The organism is Bacillus sp. REN16, assembly GCF_020731355.1.
In the GTDB taxonomy this organism is placed as follows: domain Bacteria; phylum Bacillota; class Bacilli; order Bacillales; family Bacillaceae_L; genus Ferdinandcohnia.
The window spans coordinates 1-22,645 of record NZ_JAJFZK010000008.1 but is presented as its reverse complement, the minus strand read 5'-3'; the positions used below and the strand labels follow the sequence as shown (position 1 = coordinate 22,645).

Annotated in this window: 21 protein-coding genes and 1 pseudogene; 2 read left to right on the top strand and 20 right to left on the bottom strand. The window is 37.4% G+C overall.

Annotated features, from left to right (window positions below; genetic code table 11):
• Nucleotide 1 precedes the first annotated feature (1 nt).
• The 4 genes from LKW28_RS12510 to LKW28_RS12495 form a co-directional block, all read right to left on the bottom strand.
• Entirely contained in the window at nucleotides 2-253 is a 252-nt protein-coding gene (locus LKW28_RS12510) for a type II toxin-antitoxin system prevent-host-death family antitoxin (protein WP_420708869.1), read from the bottom strand.
• Nucleotides 254-527: 274 nt separating this feature from the next.
• Nucleotides 528-2,321: an ABC transporter substrate-binding protein gene (locus LKW28_RS12505; RefSeq protein ID WP_229140705.1), complete on the bottom strand. Its 1,794-nt coding sequence runs from the start codon at nucleotides 2,319-2,321 to the stop codon at nucleotides 528-530.
• Between the two features lie 54 nt (nucleotides 2,322-2,375).
• Nucleotides 2,376-3,869, bottom strand: coding sequence for an ABC transporter permease (locus tag LKW28_RS12500; protein WP_229140704.1), 1,494 nt, complete (start codon nucleotides 3,867-3,869; stop codon nucleotides 2,376-2,378).
• A gap of 12 nt (nucleotides 3,870-3,881) precedes the next feature.
• The gene (locus tag LKW28_RS12495; RefSeq protein ID WP_229140703.1) at nucleotides 3,882-5,312 is read right to left on the bottom strand and encodes an ABC transporter permease; all 1,431 of its coding nucleotides are present in this window, start codon (nucleotides 5,310-5,312) and stop codon (nucleotides 3,882-3,884) included.
• A 157-nt stretch (nucleotides 5,313-5,469) separates the two neighbouring features.
• Here LKW28_RS12495 and LKW28_RS23135 point away from each other — a divergent pair, with 157 nt between their 5' ends.
• Nucleotides 5,470-7,191, top strand: coding sequence for an ABC transporter ATP-binding protein (locus tag LKW28_RS23135; protein ID WP_324255034.1), 1,722 nt, complete (start codon nucleotides 5,470-5,472; stop codon nucleotides 7,189-7,191).
• Between the two features lie 419 nt (nucleotides 7,192-7,610).
• Here the strand turns inward: LKW28_RS23135 and LKW28_RS12480 are convergent, their stop codons facing one another.
• The 8 genes from LKW28_RS12480 to LKW28_RS12445 form a co-directional block, all read right to left on the bottom strand.
• Nucleotides 7,611-8,858, bottom strand: coding sequence for a DUF4153 domain-containing protein (locus tag LKW28_RS12480; protein ID WP_229140702.1), 1,248 nt, complete (start codon nucleotides 8,856-8,858; stop codon nucleotides 7,611-7,613).
• Nucleotides 8,859-9,029: 171 nt separating this feature from the next.
• Nucleotides 9,030-9,530, bottom strand: a complete 501-nt coding sequence (locus tag LKW28_RS12475; protein WP_229140701.1) for a DUF1456 family protein — start codon at nucleotides 9,528-9,530, stop codon at nucleotides 9,030-9,032.
• Nucleotides 9,531-9,560: 30 nt separating this feature from the next.
• Nucleotides 9,561-10,514, bottom strand: coding sequence for a DMT family transporter (locus LKW28_RS12470; RefSeq protein WP_229140700.1), 954 nt, complete (start codon nucleotides 10,512-10,514; stop codon nucleotides 9,561-9,563).
• A gap of 384 nt (nucleotides 10,515-10,898) precedes the next feature.
• Nucleotides 10,899-11,657: an AAA family ATPase gene (locus LKW28_RS12465; RefSeq protein ID WP_229140699.1), complete on the bottom strand. Its 759-nt coding sequence runs from the start codon at nucleotides 11,655-11,657 to the stop codon at nucleotides 10,899-10,901.
• Between the two features lie 332 nt (nucleotides 11,658-11,989).
• Entirely contained in the window at nucleotides 11,990-12,502 is a 513-nt protein-coding gene (locus LKW28_RS12460) for a DUF4652 domain-containing protein (protein ID WP_229140698.1), read from the bottom strand.
• On the bottom strand, nucleotides 12,489-12,917 hold the full coding sequence (locus LKW28_RS12455) for a hypothetical protein (protein ID WP_229140697.1): 429 nt from the start codon (nucleotides 12,915-12,917) through the stop codon (nucleotides 12,489-12,491). The genes LKW28_RS12460 and LKW28_RS12455 overlap by 14 nt, the downstream gene beginning before the upstream one ends.
• A gap of 289 nt (nucleotides 12,918-13,206) precedes the next feature.
• Nucleotides 13,207-13,422, bottom strand: a complete 216-nt coding sequence (locus LKW28_RS12450) for a hypothetical protein (RefSeq protein ID WP_229140696.1) — start codon at nucleotides 13,420-13,422, stop codon at nucleotides 13,207-13,209.
• Between the two features lie 121 nt (nucleotides 13,423-13,543).
• Nucleotides 13,544-14,029, bottom strand: coding sequence for a hypothetical protein (locus tag LKW28_RS12445; protein WP_229140695.1), 486 nt, complete (start codon nucleotides 14,027-14,029; stop codon nucleotides 13,544-13,546).
• A 99-nt stretch (nucleotides 14,030-14,128) separates the two neighbouring features.
• Between LKW28_RS12445 and LKW28_RS12440 the strand changes: the two are divergent.
• Nucleotides 14,129-14,590, top strand: a pseudogene (locus LKW28_RS12440) (isochorismatase family protein); the annotation flags it as partial.
• Nucleotides 14,591-14,939: 349 nt separating this feature from the next.
• Here the strand turns inward: LKW28_RS12440 and LKW28_RS12435 are convergent.
• From LKW28_RS12435 to LKW28_RS12400, 8 genes are all read right to left on the bottom strand, one after another.
• Nucleotides 14,940-16,577 carry an acyl-CoA dehydrogenase family protein gene (locus LKW28_RS12435; protein WP_229140693.1) on the bottom strand — a complete coding sequence of 546 codons (1,638 nt, stop codon included), beginning with the start codon at nucleotides 16,575-16,577 and terminating at the stop codon, nucleotides 14,940-14,942.
• On the bottom strand, nucleotides 16,558-18,075 hold the full coding sequence (locus LKW28_RS12430; protein WP_229140692.1) for a class I adenylate-forming enzyme family protein: 1,518 nt from the start codon (nucleotides 18,073-18,075) through the stop codon (nucleotides 16,558-16,560). The genes LKW28_RS12435 and LKW28_RS12430 overlap by 20 nt, the downstream gene beginning before the upstream one ends.
• Entirely contained in the window at nucleotides 18,072-18,455 is a 384-nt protein-coding gene (locus LKW28_RS12425) for a MerR family DNA-binding protein (protein ID WP_229140691.1), read from the bottom strand. The genes LKW28_RS12430 and LKW28_RS12425 overlap by 4 nt, the downstream gene beginning before the upstream one ends.
• A gap of 116 nt (nucleotides 18,456-18,571) precedes the next feature.
• Nucleotides 18,572-19,363 (bottom strand): serine hydrolase domain-containing protein, encoded by a 792-nt coding sequence (locus LKW28_RS12420; RefSeq protein WP_229140690.1) that lies wholly within the window; start codon nucleotides 19,361-19,363, stop codon nucleotides 18,572-18,574.
• Between the two features lie 304 nt (nucleotides 19,364-19,667).
• Nucleotides 19,668-20,234 carry a nucleotidyltransferase gene (locus LKW28_RS12415; protein ID WP_229140689.1) on the bottom strand — a complete coding sequence of 189 codons (567 nt, stop codon included), beginning with the start codon at nucleotides 20,232-20,234 and terminating at the stop codon, nucleotides 19,668-19,670.
• Nucleotides 20,221-20,454: a hypothetical protein gene (locus tag LKW28_RS12410; protein ID WP_229140688.1), complete on the bottom strand. Its 234-nt coding sequence runs from the start codon at nucleotides 20,452-20,454 to the stop codon at nucleotides 20,221-20,223. The genes LKW28_RS12415 and LKW28_RS12410 overlap by 14 nt, the downstream gene beginning before the upstream one ends.
• A gap of 455 nt (nucleotides 20,455-20,909) precedes the next feature.
• On the bottom strand, nucleotides 20,910-21,647 hold the full coding sequence (gene truA / locus LKW28_RS12405; protein ID WP_229140687.1) for a tRNA pseudouridine(38-40) synthase TruA: 738 nt from the start codon (nucleotides 21,645-21,647) through the stop codon (nucleotides 20,910-20,912).
• 41 nt (nucleotides 21,648-21,688) lie between these two features.
• The gene (locus LKW28_RS12400) at nucleotides 21,689-22,537 is read right to left on the bottom strand and encodes a sialate O-acetylesterase (RefSeq protein ID WP_229140686.1); all 849 of its coding nucleotides are present in this window, start codon (nucleotides 22,535-22,537) and stop codon (nucleotides 21,689-21,691) included.
• Nucleotides 22,538-22,645 lie beyond the last annotated feature (108 nt).

Genomic DNA, 22,645 nt, shown 5'->3' with positions numbered 1-22,645 from the left:
TTTATAACCCTAACCTATCTTCAACATCATTTGCCGACAACCATCCTTGTTCTCTAGCTAATTTCTCCCCAACTTCCAATTTTGCCAACAAATTGACTGCCGCTTTCAATTTATCTAATTCTTCAAGTTTTACTATTGCATATTCTCCTCGTCCATTTCTGGTTAAATAAACTGGACTCCCCTCTGCAACTTCATTAAGCACTTCTGTATAATTTCTTAAATCGGAAACCGGTTTAATATTTGTCAAAGTCATCATCCCCTTATGTAAGTAGTATATGTTATATGCTGAAAAATAACAATGCAAATATACATGTTAATTTACAGCGAAAAATCATAAACTGTAAAATAAAAATGTGCCTGACCCAAACGTATTAGCGCTTTAGTTTACTGGGGGTCTGGCACCATTACCTTAATGACTTATAAGAAATGCTTCCCATTAAAAACATTTAGCCAATGTACCTTGATACAGAAAAAAGGTGCCTGCCTCTTAGCCAAGCTATGAGATAGACACCTTATCGATTTTCACATTATTTATTGCTCAAATATTCATTTAGGAATTCTTTCGCTTTTGCACTGTCTGCAACTACTTCTAATCCAGTGTCTACTAAAGGACTGACAGTTGAAACAGCCTTCATTTTGTTTCCTTGGTAGAAGCTAATGAATTCATCTTGATTTACAGAGAATAGAATGGATTTACGTAATTCCGCACTCTTAGAAACTTCGCGTCCATTCATGTTGAAGGCAAGATATGAAACCCCGTTACTCTCGTTTTGTTGAAGCGTTAATTTTTCGTCTTCATTTACAAGATCATATTTAGTTTCAGGAACACCATTCAAGATATGGATTTCGCCGTTACGTAAAGCAGATAATGCACTGTCCGCATCTTGGATGAATTTCACTACAATTTCAGAAACCTTTGGTTCATTTTCAGTACCTGTCATGTAAGCAGGATTTTTTACAAAATGAGCTTCATAATCATTTTTATACGTTAAAATATATGGCCCGCTTGCAAAAAGGTGATTGTCGTATGTTGCACCTTCTGTTACAGTTCTTTGATCACCATAAGGGATATCTTTATTAATATCAAAGCTTGCTACATCATACGTATTGATGCTTTCCACTTGTTTTTGTGAAACAATACCAGCAGATTGGTGAGCCAGATAGTTCAATACTTGCGGGAATGGGTTCACAGTTGTTATTTTAACGACTTGGTACGTACCAGAATCATTATTTACTTTTGTTTTATCAGTAGCTAATTCTTTAATTTCTCCGTCAATACCATTTTCTAATGCCTCAAGAATGGTTTTACCATCTGCTGTTTTACCATCTAGTTCGCTTAAATCACTAACGATTGAGATAGATTCCATGTTTTCATGAAGACTGTAAGTACGATGGTCTGGAACAGATTTTGCATCCTTCGCACGATTTAGTGAGAATACAACATCTTCTGCACCAACAAGTTCACCTGTATCCACTGCTTGGTTGTCGGTAACAGACGCGAAATGAATATCATCGCGCAGTAAGAAGTAGTAGTCTTCGCTTCCTTCAGCAATTGCGTGATTTAAAGATAGTGAACCATCAGAAACAACCTTGTCATCGTCAGTTAAGTTAACTAAACGAACATACATATTTGTATTTAACGTATTAATTGAACCGTCATTCCCTTTGATTGGATCTAAAGATGTTAAAGAACTTATGGACTGATGAACAATCAATGGCTGGCTATCGCGTTTGGATTGGTCCACGAAGTCATATTTTTCCCAAACTTGTGCTCTTGATTTTGGTAAGCGGACAGTTGATTCATCCACTACCTGGCTGTTCACTGCTTGCGCTTTATATGAAGTGAATAGCGGTACGATATACGCATTGTCTAAAACTACGTGTTGTTCTAATTCTTTGTATGTTTCTTGATATTCTTCAGGTAATTGTGTAGCAGCTTTTTCAACCAATTCGTCAGCCTTTTCATCAGCAAATAAGCTATTGTCACCGTCAGTAGTAAATAATGAACGAACAGCGTAATCAGGGTTTCCTGTTACAGTTGTCCAGCTATTTACAGATAGATCGTAGTTACCCGCTTCTTTTTGAGCTGTAAAGCTGCCGTAATCTGGTTGGATATTTAGTTTTACTTCAAAACCATTTTTAGTCAGCTGGTCGCGTAAGATGTTCATACTATCTTCGCCAGTAGCCATTCCTAAAATTTCAATCGTTGGTGCTTTCGCTTTTGGATCTGATGTAGCATCATCTTTAACATCTTTTTCAGTTTGAACACAGCCTGTAACAAAAAACATCAATGCTACAAGTAAAATACCTAATTTCTTCATTTCCTTTCAACCTCCGTTTATTCATTATGATGTAATATTTAAAAAAAGAAAAATCTACACATCTAACTTCGGATCCAATGCATCTCGTAAACCATCCCCCAGGAAGTTAAAGGAAAGAACCAAAAGAATAATGGCTATCCCCGGGAAAATGGCTAAATACGGATTGGTTTCTAAGTACATACTGCCGATCTTTAAAATATTTCCCCATTCAGGAATATGCGGTTCCACACCTAAGCCTAAGAAGCTTAACGAGCTTGTTGCAATAACCGCACCACCGATGGTTAACGAAGCTTTCACAATCATTGGGGCAAATGCATTCGGAACAATCTGTTTAAAAATAATTTTCCATTCATTTTCCCCTAATGCTTTGGCAGCCTCCACATATTCCAAATTTGAAACCATCAATACATTCGCCCTCATTGTTCTTGCATAGGTTGGTATCGATCCTACACTTAACGCGAGGATTAAGTTAAATGTACTTGAACCAAATGCTGCAATGATTGCAATTGCCAGCAAGATACCTGGCACGGCATATAACACATCAAGTAAACGCATGATGATGTTATCAACCGATTTTTGATAGTACCCCGAGATTGCTCCTAAAAATCCGCCAATTACAAGGGGAATCAATGTCGTAAGCAAGCCGACAATCAAGGATATCCGTGCACCGAAAACGATTCGAGAAAAGACATCTCTCCCGAAATTATCGGTACCAAATGGATGTGCAAGGCTTGGCTCTAAAAGCAGTGCGTTATAGTCGTTATCTGTGGAAAAGGAACTAACAAAAGTTCCGTAGCTAGCAATCGATAGAGCAAACATCAAAAATACGAATAAAAATCCGAGCATAGCCGTAAAATTGTTCGTCATGCTTATCCAGAACTTATTCCATTTATCAATCGTCGAAGCATTGCTGCTGATTGACTTCATCACTAAGCTATACCCCAAAATCAAACCAAAAAAGTTACCGGTGAATCCAATCAAAAAGATAATAACCCCTAGCCATTTCAATAGTGGCTTCACACCCTGCTCAACATCTGTACGCGAAAGGATAATGATTAAAATGAATTCAATGACCATCGCCAGGATTAATAGGGTCATAGAAGGGATGAATAGATTGGACACATATGGCTTAAACAAATTGAACAAGGAAATAGCAAAAATAACAAACTGCGTCAAGAACATATAGTACGCAAGGGTGTACTCAATCGAATCCCTCTTTTTCAACATTCGGAAGGCAAATGCAGCGGTAAATACATTACCCGCAAATAAACTTATCAGCTGAACACCGCTCAAGAGTCTTGTGCGTTTCTGTATCGCCCCAAAAGTCAATAAATCTTTTTTTATAAGAAGAACAATGGCTCCTTGTAAGATTGAGGTAAAGAAATAGGCAGCCGTTACGATTCCCCAGATTAAACTCCAGGTCCCTTCCGCGAAATCATAAGCATTAAAGAAAAAGATGATTGATAATGCGAACGAAAGAAACAAGGAAAAACTAGCATTCTTAAATACTTGTGATTGTTTTAGTGCAAACTCCTGTTGTGTCGTCATTTCAAACACCTCTTAAGAACTTTTCATTTGAGAACGAATTCTCGGATTCAATAATGCATAGATAATATCAACCACAAGGTTTACAAGAGAAATGGTAATGGCAATGTAGACAACCCCACCTAAAATCGATGGAATGTCCGGAACAAATTGTTTATCAACGATATAGCTTCCTAGACCGCTAATATTGAAGACCTTCTCAGTAACAGCAGCGCCGCCGAGCATTCCGCCAAACTGTAAACCCATCACAGTAATGATGGGTATCATTGCATTCCTTAGAGCATGCTGGATTAGAATTTTTCTAGGGCTAAGCCCCTTCGCCTTCGCTGTCACAATGTAGTCTTCATTAATCACTTCAAGTATCGATGAACGTGTCATCCGAGCAATCGATGCCGTCAATCCTGTACCAAGGACAATCACCGGCATAATAACAGATAGCCAATCTCCCGGTGAATAGGTTGCCGGCAACAAGTTCCATTTAATGGAGAAGTTCAGTATAAAAACTAAACCTTGCCAGAAGTTAGGAATCGACAAACCAATTAGTGCGATAAACATAAAACTATAATCCCAGATGGAATTCCGTTTCGCGGCAGAAATAATTCCGATTGGTATCGCCAAGACGATAGCCATCACCAAGGAGAATACAGCAATTATTAAAGTAATCGGGAATTTATTCGCAATACTTGCTGCGATATCTTCATTACCTGTATAGGAAAATCCTAAATCAAAGGTGATAATTCCTTTTACAGCATTTGCAAGCTGTACCAAATACGGCTGATCTAAACCATATTGATGATTAAATTCAGCTCGCTGTTCCATCGTAGCGGCTTCACCTAAAATGTTCGCAGCCGGGTCTGATGGTGAAAAATATAAGATTGTAAAGACGAAGATTGCTACTGATACAATAACGAAAATCGTCATCACCAGCCGTTCAAAGATATAGCGAAGAATCATTTTGGAATAGATCCATAGGAACAAATACATCAGAATACCCGGAATAAAACTAAACCAAACAAAGGTTGGTTTATGTAAACACTCGCCAAAGAATTGCAGATACGTAGAATCTTTGATGTTTTTCTCTGACAAAGAAGCTTTAGCCATTTCCTCAGCTTGTTCATCTGCAAGCTTACTAGCCTCGTCACGCATCTCTTTTTCAACTATTGGTTTATTAAAATAGTGCATTTTGCTTTTGTATTGATCTTCATAACGCCGGGTCCATGTACCGTATACAGATGATTGTTGAATCGCTTCTTTCTCCTTTTGGAGGTGCTGCTTATAGGATGAATTTTTATATTTAAATTGATAAAATAGCCATGTCACCAAATGAACAGGAAGTCCCAGTAAGATAAATACGTACTTTAATGAAGGTTGGGTAATAATTCCAAGATAATATTTTTCAAAACTAAACCGTGTTTGTTCATTTGTTTGAACCTTTTCTGAAAGCAAATAATCCCCCCCTCTTCGGAAATCTTTATCATTGATTAATCCTAGTGGTTTAGTGTATATTAAAACCTGTAACAAAAATAAAGTATAGTGATGAAATTACTAGATGTCAACTTATAAAATTTGAATATATTTTTACTAGAAATAGAGGCTATTCAATATGGAAAAATTATTAACAGTCAACAATGTGCATATCTCTTTCCTATCTAATAATGAAGTATTCGAAGCCGTCAAAGGAGTTACATTTGATGTTCGCAAAGGGGAAACACTTGGTATTGTGGGAGAATCCGGTTCCGGGAAAAGTGTAACTGCAAGGTCGATCATGCAGCTGCTCCCTTCTCCACCCGCATTAATGACAGAAGGCTCCATTGAATTTGATGGCAAACCGATCTCTACTTTTACAGATAGTGAAATGGAAAAAATCCGCGGAAAAGAAATCAGTATGATTTTCCAGGATCCGATGTCTTCATTAAATCCGACGATTAAAGTCGGGAAACAAATCGATGAAGTTTTAATCAAACATCAAGGTCTTTCAGCAAAAGAGGCCAAACAAGAGTCGATTGAAATGTTGCAATTAGTCGGGATAAAAAATCCCGGAGAGCGATACAATCAATACCCGCATGAGTTTTCAGGGGGAATGAGGCAACGGGCCATGATTGCCATGGCACTCGCATGCCGGCCAAAGCTATTGATTGCCGATGAACCGACGACTGCACTCGACGTAACAATTCAGGCGCAGATTTTACGTTTAATGAAAAAAATGCAAAAGCAATTCGGCACATCCATTATCTTAATCACCCATGATTTAGGCGTCGTTGCTGGGATGTGTGACCGGGTTGTGGTCATGAAAAAAGGCGAAATCGTCGAAAGAAATACCACGGAGAAGATTTTCTCCTCACCAACTCATCCCTATACAAAGAAGCTTTTGAACGCCCTGCCTCGGTTAGATGAAAAGAAACCGCCTAAGGGTGAGATTGACCTGCCAGAAGATATCAATCCGGACCGTCCGTTAATTGAGGTTAGGAAATTAAGACAAGTCTATCCGCTCGGCGGCGGAAAAACATTAAAGGCTGTAGACTCGATTAGTTTTTCGATACAGCCAGGTGAAACACTTGGGCTCGTTGGCGAATCCGGATCCGGAAAATCGACAACAGGAAGATTGCTATTGCGGTTGCAAGATGCAACTGAAGGCGAAATTCTTTATAAGGGAATGGCGATTAATCGTTTAAATAAGAAACAACTGAAACAATTGCGCAAAGAAATTCAAATTATTTTCCAAGATCCTTATGCTTCACTAAACCCGCGTATGAAGGTACTGGACATTATCGGACATTCCTTGGATATTCATAAATTAGTGAAAAGCAAAGCAGAACGGAAGGCTCGGGTTGAGGAGTTATTAGAGCTTGTAGGTTTAGAAAAAGAACATGCGGACCGATTCCCTCATGAATTTTCAGGCGGTCAACGACAACGGATCGGAATCGCTCGGGCGCTTGCAGTGAACCCGAAATTCATTGTATGTGATGAACCGTTATCTGCATTGGATGTATCCTTGCAGGCTCAAATCGTGGACTTATTAAAAGATTTGCAGAAAAAGTTAGGGCTAACCTACTTATTTATCGCTCATGATCTTTCAATGGTCAAACACATCAGCGACCGGGTGGCAGTTATGAATTCGGGAAAAATTATTGAACTTGCCGAAAGTGAAGAGCTTTACAGCGACCCGCTTCATCCGTACACGAAATCGCTGATCGCGACCATTCCCGTTCCGGACCCAGCAGTCGAGACGATTAAACTAAAGCAAGAAATGCCGGAAATGCCTCGTTTTGATTTCAGTCAAAATGAAATGCAGGAAATAAAGCCTGGGCATTTTGTGTTGGTATAATAATTTTGGCCTGTTCCTCTTGTGTACACTCTAACGTGTGCAATAGGAACAGGCCATTTTGGTTTGTTTTTTAACTTTTATTAGCTTTGCGGTTCAAATTATCTAGGGTTGAACAGCCCTCACTAGGTATATTAACTAAACCCTTGATAAATAAGCGGAAAAATTTCTTCTAATTCGGAGATAGAACTGAAAAGTACTTAAATAGACGGAAAAATTTCCGTTATTTAATCAAAAGAATTGAAAATGAACGTTTTTTCTTAGATTAACCGGAAAATCTACTCTAATTTCAACCAGAACACCCTGTATTCTGCAGTTAACGGAAAAAATTCCTCTTATTTAACATCATCAAAAAGGCGCCTCATCTCAGCATATTAAAGCTTTACTCCACTGGGGGTCAGGCTCCGAGAACTAGTCCCTTTCTACTTAAAAAGTATAGGAAAGGTAAATGTAACGAAGGCTGCCCAAAGTCCGTAGACAGGCAAATACTTAGTGACGGCATCTTGGATCGTTGCAGGTCCGGATTTGTTTTGCAGAAAACGCAGATAGGATAGCATAATCCAAATTAAATTTGCCCAGATAAGTATGTTTACTCCTAAAACCGCAATTCTATTCGGCGTAATCCCATAAGAAGAAAGTCTAAACACGATGGCTGACAAAGCCACACTGTCAATGATAAGCGCAAGAACAATTAAGGCAAAATTTATATAATCTGAAATGCTCTTTTTCTCGTCTGCGTCGCTCTCGATAATGGAAAATATGGTAACGACCAATACACCTAGAAGTATACCATTGAAGGCTATCAGGAAATTGCGATCCAAGAATGGATTTTTTCCGACCCATATAACCGTTATTAGATAGACCAGCAATGTGACCAAGACAAGAGGACTAAAAATTTTAGCGATATATGGTGTAATATTCTTAGCAAGCTTAAGATTCATAGAAACCAGGTATGCAGCCACAATAGCGAGCGCGGCAGCACCAAATAAAACGACATTGCTAAAATAGAAGTCTTCTATATCTAAGCCAACAAAGCTAAATAACTGCATGGTTAATGCGGCTAGTACCATACCGCTAACGGCCATACTTGCGTAGAGAATACAATATTCCACATTAAATTTAATATAGGCTAATCTTGAACTGCCTTTTGAATATTCATTTCCTGTAAATGCGAGCCCCACCAATACCCATAAGAATATAGGAAGGTGTAAATAAACAAGGATAATACTGTCTTTATAATTTAATGGCAACGTATTAAGATAAAACCCGGAAATTAGGAACAACACTAAAAGGCAATAAATAATACTTTTTTTTGGAGTATTATTGTAAACAAAAAAAGCTGCAATAAAGGGAATAATACCAAAAGCCAGGTTAATTGGAGCAATGGCTTCCTGTTCGACAAAATGGAAAATGATCCTTGTGCTTATCCCGGCCAGAACGGCTAAAATGCCCATAAATAAAAAACCTTCTTGAAGCAAGGAAGATTTCTCTGTATTTGCCGTTTCCTTGAAATTCAATCTTTCATGCCAAACACCAAGAACTTTAGAATCAGGATTTTGTTCCCATACGTGTGAAAATGACTTTTTAAAACCTTTCGGGTCCTTTCTATACAGTATCTCCAGTTCATGAGGGTTAGAAATATTTTCAATAATCAAATTGCTAATGTCCATAATTATACCTCCTTTAAATACTGATTTTAATATAATTTTTATTGTTTTTCAATAAATATTTATTAAACCAAATAATATTTTTATTGCATATTTCTTCAAATCAATAATTTAAAAAGGGAGTCAGATACTATTTAACAGTACCTGACTCCCTCTTCCCATCCTTTAACAGCGCTATCCCCTATATTTGACCGCTAGCCCTTTTAAGAAGTTTCTAGCGAAATTATCTCCGCATTCTTTATAGTTTTTATGCCCTTCTTTTCGTAATAAAGCACCTAGTTCCCCTTTTGTTACCCGCAACCCTGCATAATCAAATATATCGAGCATATCTTCAGTTGTTAAAGCCAGTGCAATTTTGACTTTCTTTAATAGAAGATTATTGACGTTTCCGCTTGTCTTTAGCGTAGGTTCTGGAGGATTAGGCTGTCCTGGTTTCGGCTCTTGCTTCCCTCTTTTGTAAATAATAAGCCCATTTAAAAAGGAGTCCAGCATACTGTGAGTGCATTTTATTTGGTCTTCATTCTCAATTTCATCATCATCGTAAGTCTTTGTAAGGATCTTTATCACCTCTGGTACCGTTACTTCCACGCCACCAAAATTAAAGATCTCGACCATTTCTTTATTTTTTAACTCCAAAGCATATCTTAACCGAATTAATATATCGTTGTTATCCATGATTTGAGCTCCCCTTTTTTCAAAAATTAGTCATGAAACATTTCTTTTCGCTGTCTTACTAACTTTATTCCCTTTTCCACGATAATTCAGTACAATAATACCGATTGCTACCATGGCAATAGCCACTAGAATAAACAAATTCAATTTTTCACCCGGTATGAAAATGGCTGACAGGATTGTTCCAGAAACCGGCACAATAAACTTATAAATGGTAATTTCCCCAGCATGATTATATTTTAACAACGTGTACCAAAGACCAAACGCAACTGCTGAGAGTACAGCAGAGTAGATTAATAGTCCCCATCCAAATGGTGTAAACGTAATTGATCCTGTATCCATCATCGGCAGACCAATAATAAGCATGACAAGTCCACCAAGGCTCAACTGCCATCCGGTAATCGCAAATGGATCAATCCCAGTTGACAGTTCCTTGGCCATGATTGTTGCAATCGCACCAGTGAGTCCCGCTAGAATCATATATCCTTCGCCATCCCATTGAAAACTCATTTTAAGCTCTTGCCCCCAGTTTGCTACCACAATTCCAGCGAAACCAGCAAATAGTCCAATTGATTTCTTCCAATTTAATCTATCATTCTTATAATAATAGTGAGCGAGTATAACAGTGAAAAAGGTTCCAACCGTCGATAAAATCGCCCCCTGCATCCCCGACACTTTTGCTAATCCATTATAGAAGAAAAAATATTGGAGGGCTGTTTGAATCACACCCAGCAAAAGGAGAATCAGAAAATTCCTCTTCGAAACCAATACTCTTTTCGGCTTTATAAATAATAAAAATCCTAAGACCAACAAACCTGCAAGCAAAAAGCGTATTCCCGCAAATACAACCTTTGCTATCACATCATCGAGGGACATTTGCAGCTCTTCATAGCTTACCTTTAAAACAGGAAACGCACTTCCCCACAAGAGCGAACAAAAAATCGCAATCCCAATAACTGACCATTTCTTCTGAAAAATCCATCTCATGATGTCAACTCCTAAAAAATCTATCAACATATAATTATATCATATTTGCATCTTTTGGATTTTGGCAATGGATGTGGGTGGGAGTGCCCATGTACGTCACAGTGACGACCCGAATTTTCTTGTTTCACAATTTGTTCCACAGATAAATAACAAGCTAAAAATGCCAATCAGCGCGTGGAATCATGTCAACGGAATGTGCATTTTGAATCCATTTAATATAAGCAGCAGGAATCCACATTATGGACCTGCTGCTTATAGTAAACCTTTCTGTGATACCGTCTCAACATGCGCCTAGTGTATGTGGCAACACGTTGGGTGCTGGTGAGCTCCTATCTTTACTTTGAGCCAATTTACACTCTGAAGGCCCAAAGCTGTTTCTGTTAATTATTCAAATTCTTTCTTACGATCTTTGAAAAAGTTGTAGAAAAATCTTACATTTTCAAGTTCAGCCCATCTATATGTTCTTAAAAGGGAAGCGTCAAGATTATAAATCTTAGCATCCAGTATTCCCAACATAAACGGAGAATGTGTCGCTATAATAAACTGACAGTTAAAAAATCTTGCCAGATTATTGATTTCTTCCGCCAACTGAATTTGATTTGTCGGTGAAAGAGATGTTTCAGGTTCATCGAGCAGGTATAATCCATTTGGGGCAAGATACTCATCAAATAACTGCATGGATGTCTCTCCGTTGGAATACTTTTCATTGGCAAACTTCATAATCTCGATTTGTTTGTACATCTGTGAAGAATGCTTCAACTCTTCCAGCTGCCCTTTCGTATACCCCAATTTAGAGTGTTGATACAGGTAACCTTCCTTAAGAACGGCCTCCTGCTGAATCTTCTTGATCTCATATAAGATATCTTCGCTTTTGATGTACTGACTATTATCCGGTATTCGTTCTGACTCCCCGTCACTCTTATATTCACCTAAGCTGTATGAACAAGCCGACATGTAATCTAGCAGGTAATGGTTATAAGCATTATTCGTAAGTCCCTCAGCCCCTATAATATTCAGCTTGTTTGCTATTAAATTTAACAGCGTGGATTTGCCGGAACCATTATTACCATACAAAACTGTAATGTTATTAAAGACAAACACTTCTCTACTTATTTTTCTAAACACATTGTATGGGATAGGCATTTGGATTCTTGACTGTGTGAGGGGAAAGTTTAAAGCTTTTTAAATATATCATATGGATAAACCTTCCTTTTAATAAAATGAATAGCTATAATCAATACTATCATCACTTTACCAAGTATGCATAGAAATATAGGGATTGATACAACCTCACACTCGATTGCTCATTTATTATTACTTTCTTATTATCCTGGAGGAATTAGCGCGAAAGATGTACGAAATCAATAAGAAGGAAAAATAAAAGGGTACATGAATGGATTTATTCTCTGTACCCAAGATAAATCTTATAATGAAGAAATAATTGAGTCCATGAACCGCAAAAGCCTATTGATTAATCAATAGGCTTTTAAAGAATCTAGTACAATTTTGTTTGTATATATTTCCGATTTCATGAAGTTTTCATCATTGTACTTAATACCTCGATAATGAAGTACACCATCTTCCAAATGTAAGTCTGAAATTTGAACATTATCATCATACTCTGTTATTGGTGCTCTATCCTTCGTTTTTATGTTCACACTGTATATATTACCACCAACGGCAACTGTGCCATCACCAAAACCAATTATCACCAAAACATGTTCGTCATCCTGCCATATTACGTTCTTGGGTATATAACCATCCTCGGGAACAACTAGTTCTTCCTGTTCACCTATTTTTAGATCCACAAGATATAAACTACCCGGTGCTTCCCACTCTAAAGGGGAAATATATACCGCTTTAGTTTTATCTGGAGATTTTATTGGTTCTGTTGGTGAGTCCGTAGCTAAAACATCAGTTTTTCCATTTGGATAAACTAACTCTACTTCTTCCAATTTCGAATTATAGCGTATATCAAAGATTGGCATCATTATCATCCCTTTTTTTTAGTTTACCGTGATATAAAACATTAATTAAATTGGGATTACTATTAATGATTTCTTCTATTTCAGCTAAAATCATTATTCGACACTTGGTTTTATCAAGGTACAATCCAGCATTTGAATATATTGTATCCATTTGATTTGATGTTGGATTGAAAGATAAAGCCAATACCCAAAAGTCAGGCTTATGACTAGCAGCTTTTATCATATCATTGGTGATTTCGGTTAAACTTGGCATTTTCTTCCGCTTTTTACACTGGAAAACCCATTTTCTTTCATAGCCCAGTTTAAATGGTAATTCTTCATATGTATAAGCAACAATATCCCGTCCTCTGTCACTTCCGCCTTCTCCATGCCATTCTCTGTTTCTAAACCCAGCCTGTCCCAAAGCATGGAACATAAACGCCTCAAAATTTGTTCAGCTAACTTCTTCCCATTTTATCTCCATGGCAATCCCCCACTCACCTAGAGTATGTTTAATCACATAATACCACATGCAAATAATTCGAGAAATAAACACATCTGTCTTTCTTCATTTATTTTTGCACTTTTAACACATTCCGCACTATTTATGCTTTGTCATTAATTATATTCTTTTGTATACTTAGCCCTACTTACAACATCATCCACGACAAGTTTATCGTCTATGATCTTAAAAGGACTCCGTATTTCCTATTCTAGCCCGATTATTATTCGTCTCTAAAGACTGCTTCAAAAGAATAGGTTTCACCATTTTCAAATTCTTTTTCAGCCTGCTCTATAATCTTCATTTCTTCTTCAGTTGGTTTTTCTTCCGGAATTAATGTAAGAATTCTAATAAGCCCTTCAAGTTCCTTTAGTTTTTCCGATGGAGCAGCAGTTATTAGATCATGCAATTCTTTTCTTTTTTCATCCATCATTGCCATCATACATTCCCTAATTTATCATTATTGTTAATTACTTTTTTAGTTTCCAAAAATGATGCCATATTCCCATTGCATTAACGTTTAACTTTACTAAGAGTTTGGCACCTATACAAAGTGATTACTAGGTAGATTTATGAGATTTTTTTAATTTCTTTATATTTTCTTCATGAATCTGTTTGCTTCTTCGAATACTATTATTGATGGCATCCGGGGAATTCTTTAATAATAATGGATATTTTTTATTAAGGTAAGTTTTGATAGCCTGAGATTCATTCTCAGAAGGAATAATTGGCGCTGGAGGTATTGGTAATGGACTGTTCTCACCTGTTGTAATACCTGACATTGCATATTCAAGAAGTACATGATTCTTTTCTGATAAATGATCATCTGAAAAATCATAAACACCATTCTCATCAAAGACCACACGTTCAAACCAAATAGGACCTAACTGATATGGCTTTCTATTTTCTGTTTCATATGCAAGTGTTACCATTAAAACCATTTGATTAGATATCTCTTCTTTTACGACCTTATTCGCATCAATTTGTTTAATTGGAATCTCATATACGTTACCATTGGTGGTTACACACAAACATTTCATACGCATATTAAAGCACTCTCCTTAATTTAAAAACAGCCGCTCTTTCACGTTCGGATGTTAGAGTAAGCAGATCGTCAACCCTTAGGACCATCTTGGGGCACACATAAGAAAGAAGAAACTTTATCAGTGATTAAACAATTGACTGCCAAGGCAGAAATGGAGGGCACGCACATTTTTTATGTTCAATTTGAGGATGAGGGTATGCTTAGAAATGGAACACAATTTTGGAAGTTTGCTCCAGGGATCAATCCTCGAGCCGAGGACGTCATTATTCCCAAACAAGCGGCAGATTCTTTTTACGGTACAAACTTGGCTGAAAAACTGCAGCAACTTGGCATCGAACACCTCGTTGTCGTTGGTTTCAGAACCGAGTATTGTGTGGATACTACCTGCCGGGCGGCATTGTCCCTTGGTTACCATGTAACCTTAGTCGAGGATGGATATACGACGCATGAGGGTGAATTGTCTGCAACCCAAATTATTAAGCATCATAACCAAATTCTTGCTAACCTGATAGTACTAGATCGGGGTATTGAGGTTGTGCCAGCTTCAAGAGTAGTATATTAAACAGTCCCTCCACAAGAAAAACCGTGCTCCTCAATTTGAATACACTCAATTCATTCATTACCTTTTTTACTGACTTCAAAAGCCAAAGAAAAAGTGGTGAAGAAGCGATTAAAGCTTAGACAAAAATTAAAAAACTCCCTGTAATGCTATATATTGCAGTATGTTTTATAAATGTAAAAAGGCCGAAATATGCAAGTTATGTATAAAACCTGCATATTTTAGGCTTGCAAATTTTCTTCATTACTGTGTTAAAGAACCAGCAATAAGCAGACGACTTAGACTCCATTGTATGTCCGTCTAAATCATCTGCTTTAATGTTTAGTTATAACTTAATATACTTATCTAGATATTAAACTTGTGAATAATACTTAACAGCTAGTGGTACTTCTCCAAACGAATGCTTTTCTAAAAACTGTTCAATATAAATTTCAGCTAACTTTTGCTCACGTTTACCATGTAATTCACCGTGTCTAACTGCACATACCGCTTCAAACAACTGAGTAAGCTCGACCATTAAAGGTTTGGCTTCAAGTGTTTGAATTGCCTCTGGTAAGTTTACAAACGTTTCAAACTTTTGCTGTAACGCAGCCACACGTTGCTTTAATAACGGGTGAGACGTACTACCTAGCTGTGTGAGTAATGTTTGATGGGCATTTTTTTTTGATAATCTGATTAGCTCATGTGCCAAAATATTGGCTGGCCCTTCCCACACCGTTAATACTTGTGCATCACGAAGCATTCGTGCTAATACAAAATCCTCGATAAATCCATTTCCACCGTGTAGCTCAATCGATTCATGCGCGAAATGAATGGCATGTTCTGCTGTTTCCTTTTTCAGCAGAGCAATTAATAGGCGTACCACAAGCTGTTCCTCTTTGCTAGCTGTACCCTTAGTCACTCTATCATATCGTTCAATCAAATCAAACAACCCAATTAGAGAAGCATGCCACTTTGCCTTTAGTGTTGAGAGCGTTTCTTTCACCATCGGATAATCTGTGAGTGTATAACCAAATGCCGTGCGACCACTTGTATAATGGAGTGCTTCATCTAAAGTACGCTTCATGATGCCTAGAGACGCAGCTGCATTACAAATACGAGATAAATTTAATGCTTCAAGCATATAGTAAAGTCCGTTATCTGGATCACCCACTACGTAAGCAATCGCCCCTTCAAATTCCACTTCTCCTGATGGAACAGCCTTTACCCCTAATTTATCTTTTAATCGACGAATGCGTAAATGATTAAGTGCGCCATCTTCCGTATGCCACGGAACCGCAAATAGTGTCAGCCCTTTTGAGCCGCTTGGTGCACCTTGTTTTCGAGCGAGTACCATTGCCACACCGCACATTCCTGCATTGGAAGCAAAATATTTTTCGCCATATAGGCGCCACTGACCATCTTCCCATCTTGCCTCTAATGTGTTCGCTCCAACATCTGAACCTCCTTGACGTTCAGTTAAAAAGGTTGCCCCTTCATAAAGCTCTACATCTCCTGTTGCAATGACATGTGGTAAAAACCGTTGCTTGAGCTCGTCACTCGCATAATGATCTAACAAAAATGCCGTTGCCATTGTTAAGGTTACAGGACAATAAAAGCCAGGCTCTGCATGCGATAATAAATAGCCTTGTGCAAAGCTATACACATAATTCCCCTTCTGATTCAGAGCCGGAATGTCTTTATGCACATAACCAACAATGCCTGTTTCATACGTTTCTTTAACCGTTTGCAAATAGCCTTCATTTACAATGACCCGGCTCACTTCTTCTCCGTATTCATCATAGCGCTGCAGTCTCGGTTCACCTTCTCGATCTGTTACCTTCGCACGCTGATCGATTGGACCCGCACAACGCTCACCGAACTTCAGAAGCTCCTGATCAGCAAACTGAAAAAACGCTGGTGAAAGCTTTTGCTTTAAAATCTGATGTAGCGTTTCGTCACTTTCATAAAAATTATTTTTCTTTTGTTGTTTATTCGCCAACACTTGCATGCGCTTGTTCCTCCCTTAGATGCTGCTTTAAAATTTTGCCAGATGCGTTACGTGGCAATGACTCTACCTGCTCGTAAATTTTAGGGATTTTATAGGCTGCTAATTTATCTTGTAAAAACGTTCGTACTTCCTGTTCTGGTAGCTCAGTATTCGCCGCATAAATTACTTTCACCGTTTCGCCCCATTCTGGATGCGGAATACCTATAACAGCGGTTTCAATTATAGCAGGATGCAGCAAAACGATATCCTCAATTTCCTTTGGATAAATATTTACACCGCCAGAAATGATCACATCTTTCTTACGGTCGACAATGTAGTAATAACCATCCTCATCCATGAAAGCCAAATCGCCCGAGCGTATCCAGCCATCAATAAATACCTTGCTCGTTTCCTCAGGATTTTTATAGTATTCCTTCATATTTCCTTCACCATATAAGATGATTTCACCAATTTCACCTGGTGCAAGGTCTTCATTATCCTCATTAATAATCCGGATTTCCGTACCGAATGGAGCGCGACGGCCAATAGAGCCTGGCTTCTCTAAATGCTCTTCTGCATGCAAAATCGTACCGCTTGGACCCGCTTCCGTTAAACCATAGACGCAAACGAGGCGATCTGTTTGGAATTGCTTTTGGATATAAGCAACTTCCTGTTTCGATAATGGAGCCCCGCCATAAACCCAATATTTCATCGAGGATAAATCTGCTGTTTTCATTTTTTCATTAGAAGCCGTTAATAAATAGGCTACCGGTGCTCCGAAGAAATGTGTCGTTCGATACTTTTCAATCGTGTCAATAAATAAATTTGGTGTAAATGTCGGTGTGAATACAGCCGTTGCGCCAACTAAAATGGCTGTCACGAAAAATAAATTTAATGGTGCTGAATGGGTAAGTGGCATCATAATGAGTAATCGGCTTTCAGGTTTTACCTCCATCTCAATCGCAATCATATGTGATACGGTTAACACATTACGGTTTGTCAGTAACACACCCTTGGGATTGCCTGTCGTGCCAGATGTGTAAAGTAATGTTGAATCATCATCCTCTACAAGATTGCATCGTACTGCATCATTATTTGCCTTCTCTACAAGTTCACCATAACTTTGCCAATCAGCCATTTCCTTCCCAGTTTTTACTTTTAATCCAGTAAATTGGACCTTTTTTGCTTGTTCCATTAACAACTCATGAACGAAAAGGGCTTTTGCATCACTATGTGAAAGAACATACTCAAGTTCACTCGTTACAAACTTTGCATTTACCGGAACTACAATGGCGCCAACTCGTTGAATGGCGAAATAAAGTGCCGCAAACTCACGAACATTTGGCATAAAAATGGCCACTTTATCACCTTTTGAAATATGTGCTTCAAGTAAAACATTCCCTAATCGATTCGCTTCTTCATCTAACGCTTGATAGGTTGTTTCATGTTCCATACTGATCACGGCAATGTTATGTGGATACTTTCTCGCATGTCGAGATAATAAATTTGAAATATTCATTTTTCATCCTCCATTAACAACTGTAATTTTTCTCGAAATAAACGGTCCGTTTTCACAATTTCCTCGCGAATCTCTAAAAGTTCTTCAATTTTACTGTCAATTTCCTTTAACTTTTGTTGGCCGAATTCGATCGTCTTCTCTAGTTGCTTCTTTCCGGAGCGGTCATAATCAAACAGCAATACCATCTCTTTAATTTCCTCAAGTGAAAATCCATACGTTTTTCCCCTAAGAATCAGTTTCAACTTTGCCTCCTCCCTTTTTGAAAAATGTCGGATACCATTATCTACCCGGTGCGAACTTAATATACCGAGCTCCTCATAATAGCGTAACGCACGTGTAGAAAGCCCATATTCTTTTGCTATTACTTTAATAGATTTCATTTGAGTATCCCTCCGTTTTCCCAAGTATAACATTGACGCTAACGTCAATTTAAAGTCATTTATCCAACTTTCTAATTTTTATGAAAGATGTAAATACCTCGTATACAATCACTTGTTCATGGTGAGTTGAACTCATTCCTGGCCTTGATAAATATCATTAATTCACGAGCCGTAGAAATACAACCGCCACTGGCGCGAATACTTCTAATCATTTTCGGAAGATAGAAGGGGGTGTCCTTATAGTAAACATTGGGAACAAAATCATCATTTTCTATCGGAAGGTATGTATTTTGAAGTCCTAAAGGCTCGAAAATAAATTGCTTATAAACATCTTCTAAGGTTGAATCAGTAACTATTTCAATTATTTTTCCTAGTAAATCAAAGTTTACATTTGCATAATGGGCTCTTTTTCCCATATCCGGTTCAAAATGTGGTTTCAATTGTTTCGTTTTCAGGATGGTTTCATCAATACTAATTTGCCTATCCTTATAGATAGCACGTTTTTTTGCCTTATTACTGCCTTCCTCTATGGCATCAGGCAATCCACTAGTATGAAATAATAAATGAGAAAGCGTAAGGTCCATGGAATATTCGTGCCCCTTGTATATATGAAGGCTACTCAACGTATCTTCTTCAAAGTATTTTGCTATTTTGTCGTCTAGTGACAGTTTTTCTTGCTCTCTCAAAATAAGAATACAAGTGGTTGTGAACAGCTTTGTAATACTTGCCGTTAGGATGGGGGAATCTGTCTTCTTACCTCCATACTCAAGTTGGTATGAAAAATCTCCATTAGAGTTTTCTATAAGTAGCACAGATTCATGTATTTGTTTGTTTTTCGTGGTTTTTTCGAATATTTTTTTTGATTTTTTGTTTTTGACTCTCCATATATATCCCCCTATCTTTTCCACTACAAGGTTTACCAGAGATTCTGAATATTCAAATATATTTTAACATAAAATGGTATCAATCCTTGATTTATTTAATATGTTTCATAATTGACATATCTTTTCGCAGTCGTTCATATTCATTCATATCTATCCCTCAATATTTGGTTATGTATAATAATATTATAACCAATTAGTTTGATAGAATACCAAAAGAGCTGAATGATGAAACTAAAAGGGCCTGACCCCAAGTCGCGGTTTCGCATTAATCCGCTGGGGGCAGGCCCTCTTTCTATAAAAACATTGTACTTTGTGAAAATTCACAAATTCATTTAGATTCTTCTATCCATTTGTCTAACATTTTTCTAGTTAAATCTTTTTCAGAAACTTCCTTCATATATTTAATATCAATACGGTCATAGTGAAGGAGGAACATTCTTTTTCCCCATTCACAATCAGAACTTGATTTCCAATGTATGCATGCTCTTAAACGGTCCAAAATGATATCTTCTATTCCAATAACATACACGCAGTAATTTTCACTAATACGCAATTTAGTAATTTTTCTATCATCGGCATCTTCTAAAATATCATTTGGAATTTCAATACTGACCATTAATTTATCATGATACCAGTGTCTACCTTCAACACTGAACCCCAGTTGCACTAAAATTTCCCCCGCAAGCTCACGATCACTAATAATCATATCAATATCGACCGTTGTGTAGTCGCTACGAGTGTAGATTTCTACTGCCAAACCGCCGACAATTACTGGGCGGATGTGTTTTTCTTCCAAGACTTTTGTAAGAATGGCAGCTACTTGCACCATTTTTTCAAAATTACTTTTAGATTCCAATTCAATGATCTTTTGTTTTGCATCATTAATCGAGTTCATAGTCCCACATCCGCTTACTGATATATTTTATCTTCCCTTCCTCTTCAGCCTTTTTCCAACGTTGTATGCATAACTCATCTAATATCTTAGCCTCACCCTCATCTCGAGGTCTTGTTCTAAATAGTCTATCAGAAGATTTGGTACGTAAAATGGTCCGCTCAACTTCACTTTTCTTCTCAAAAATTGTTTCATTTAACTCGGAAAAATCCATTTTTCTCATCGTAACCACACCTTTAAATTTATCCTACACTGATTATATCACGCTTTCACAAAAGCTATCCAGATATTAACATTATTTATTTTCCTTATTATTACACTAACAATAATCATTTTATTGTCGATCGGCTATATACTCAACATGTCCGGATTGTGCCTGGCAACACAGGGGTTAACTGAGTGACAGGCACCAGAATTAAATTTTATGAAATTATGGGTTTTATATTAATTATAAACCAACATCCAAAATTTAACCTTAATGCCATCTAAGCAAGCGGCAATACTACCTGGAGTAATAAAAATAGTTCAGACTTTTTGGACGCTTCTTTTCGCTGCATGCTAATGCTTTCCGCAAAATACTCCTCAGATTCTTCTAATTCCTGATAGTATAACTCTTCCAATTTTCGCGTTATTACTATTTTCAAAAGTAATTGTTGGTATAAAATATAAGGTGATAGTTTAAAACCCAACCCTCTCCAAATATAATCCTTCTGCATCCGCCATGCGGCCTGTTTGAATTCTTTCTTTTGATTCGAGAATACTTGGGATTGCAGCTGCATCTTTTTCTCCTAATCCAACTTCAATTAGCGTTCCGACAATTTTTCTCACCATATTGTATAGGAAGCCATTGCCTCTCACTTTGATTTCAATAAAGCCCGCATTTTCATTTATATCAAGTGAGTATATTTCACGCACCATGGATTTTTTCTTCGACTTTGCGTTGGAATACGAAGTAAAATCATGCTTACCTAGAAAATAGTGAGCTGCCTTTCTCATTTTTTCGATATCAAGCTTTTCCTCCACATGCATACTGTACTTTCTCATGAAAGGATGTGGATATGGCATGTTCCAAATCTTATACAAATAGGTTTTATCTTTCGCATTATAGCGCGCATGAAAACGATCATGAATGATCGTAACATCCACAACGCTAATATCATTAGGAAGATATCGGTTTAAATAATGCATCACTTCATCTTCTGTTGCATTCTTACTCATTTTAAAATTAGCGATTTGCGCAAGAGCATGTACACCTGCATCCGTACGTCCAGATCCAATGATTTCAATCTTTTCTCCTGCCAGCTCTGTTAATACATTTTCAATTTTCCCTTGAATGGAAATGTCACCATCACCAAGTCGCTGCCAACCCTTGTAACGGCCACCATCATACTGAATGGTTAATTTATAATTGTTCATTGCTTTCTCCTTGTTAGAGATCTTAATTTAGAATACAAAAGTTACCCTTCATTGATTTGCATAAGCTGAGATTCAAATTCTTCATATGATATATTTCCTAACGACAAATCTAAAATCTTCATATATATCATTTCCGATTTTGAATGATTTCTTGAGGGAATGAGATTGAGCAACTCATTTTCATTTATTAGCGGCTTCAATACATGCTGCTTATTAGAAAAGGCTTCATAGTAGCGCAAACCAAATTTCCTTTGAGATATTGCATCAATATGTATTCCATCAGGATTAGATGTTAAACCTTCGGCTGTGACAAAATAGCAATTGTCCTGTTCAAATGCAAATTTTTGCAACTCTTGATTAATAAGGTTATATTCTGTACAGTTTTTTCCGAATCCCTCTTTGCCTAAAAAATCCCCCAAACCACCGATAATGAGAGGAATATCTGGAGCATTCAATTCCTTTCTAAGCGCCTCAATAATTGAAAGTAATTTTTTGTAATAGACTTTATAGTTACCATTTATACTATCACTTTCACCCTGATGCCATAGAATTCCTGTTAATTCACTATTCTGCATAGCAAATTTCGCTTCCGTTATTGCATGTCTAAAAAGTACTTGATCTACCGCCCATTCATCCAGCGTGCTTCCACCTTCTGCACAAGGTATTAAACCAATCGTATCTTCTTGATTTTGACGACACCATGCATCTGCAAATGAACCGGCTAGACTTATTCCTGAAACAGGACGATCATAATTGATCGGCTCCGTCATCATTTGCCATCTGCCATTACGCAACATCTGGATTCTTTCATTAAAAATCGGGGGGACTTCATGGATAAACCCGCGTCCCGCCATGTTTGACTGTCCTAACATTAAAAACGATTTAATCATTTTATTCACCCTTTTACTTTATATTAGCTTCATAATGTACTTTGTTAATGACATCATGAAATGTCCAGAAAATGACGAGATATTTTGTCCTCATTTTGACGGAAACCC

Bases quoted from the DNA above. Each gene is read 5' to 3' on its own strand.
- LKW28_RS12510 (WP_420708869.1), bottom strand. From the start codon at position 253: ATGACTTTGACAAATATTAAACCGGTTTCCGATTTAAGAAATTATACA.
- LKW28_RS12505 (WP_229140705.1), bottom strand. From the start codon at position 2,321: ATGAAGAAATTAGGTATTTTACTTGTAGCATTGATGTTTTTTGTTACA.
- LKW28_RS12500 (WP_229140704.1), bottom strand. From the start codon at position 3,869: ATGACGACACAACAGGAGTTTGCACTAAAACAATCACAAGTATTTAAG.
- LKW28_RS23135 (WP_324255034.1), top strand. From the start codon at position 5,470: ATGGAAAAATTATTAACAGTCAACAATGTGCATATCTCTTTCCTATCT.
- LKW28_RS12480 (WP_229140702.1), bottom strand. From the start codon at position 8,858: ATGGACATTAGCAATTTGATTATTGAAAATATTTCTAACCCTCATGAA.
- LKW28_RS12475 (WP_229140701.1), bottom strand. From the start codon at position 9,530: ATGGATAACAACGATATATTAATTCGGTTAAGATATGCTTTGGAGTTA.
- LKW28_RS12470 (WP_229140700.1), bottom strand. From the start codon at position 10,514: ATGAGATGGATTTTTCAGAAGAAATGGTCAGTTATTGGGATTGCGATT.
- LKW28_RS12465 (WP_229140699.1), bottom strand. From the start codon at position 11,657: ATGCCTATCCCATACAATGTGTTTAGAAAAATAAGTAGAGAAGTGTTT.
- LKW28_RS12460 (WP_229140698.1), bottom strand. From the start codon at position 12,502: ATGCCAATCTTTGATATACGCTATAATTCGAAATTGGAAGAAGTAGAG.
- LKW28_RS12455 (WP_229140697.1), bottom strand. From the start codon at position 12,917: ATGTTCCATGCTTTGGGACAGGCTGGGTTTAGAAACAGAGAATGGCAT.
- LKW28_RS12450 (WP_229140696.1), bottom strand. From the start codon at position 13,422: ATGGCAATGATGGATGAAAAAAGAAAAGAATTGCATGATCTAATAACT.
- LKW28_RS12445 (WP_229140695.1), bottom strand. From the start codon at position 14,029: ATGCGTATGAAATGTTTGTGTGTAACCACCAATGGTAACGTATATGAG.
- LKW28_RS12435 (WP_229140693.1), bottom strand. From the start codon at position 16,577: ATGCAAGTGTTGGCGAATAAACAACAAAAGAAAAATAATTTTTATGAA.
- LKW28_RS12430 (WP_229140692.1), bottom strand. From the start codon at position 18,075: ATGAATATTTCAAATTTATTATCTCGACATGCGAGAAAGTATCCACAT.
- LKW28_RS12425 (WP_229140691.1), bottom strand. From the start codon at position 18,455: ATGAAATCTATTAAAGTAATAGCAAAAGAATATGGGCTTTCTACACGT.
- LKW28_RS12415 (WP_229140689.1), bottom strand. From the start codon at position 20,234: ATGAACTCGATTAATGATGCAAAACAAAAGATCATTGAATTGGAATCT.
- LKW28_RS12410 (WP_229140688.1), bottom strand. From the start codon at position 20,454: ATGAGAAAAATGGATTTTTCCGAGTTAAATGAAACAATTTTTGAGAAG.
- truA (WP_229140687.1), bottom strand. From the start codon at position 21,647: ATGAACAATTATAAATTAACCATTCAGTATGATGGTGGCCGTTACAAG.
- LKW28_RS12400 (WP_229140686.1), bottom strand. From the start codon at position 22,537: ATGATTAAATCGTTTTTAATGTTAGGACAGTCAAACATGGCGGGACGC.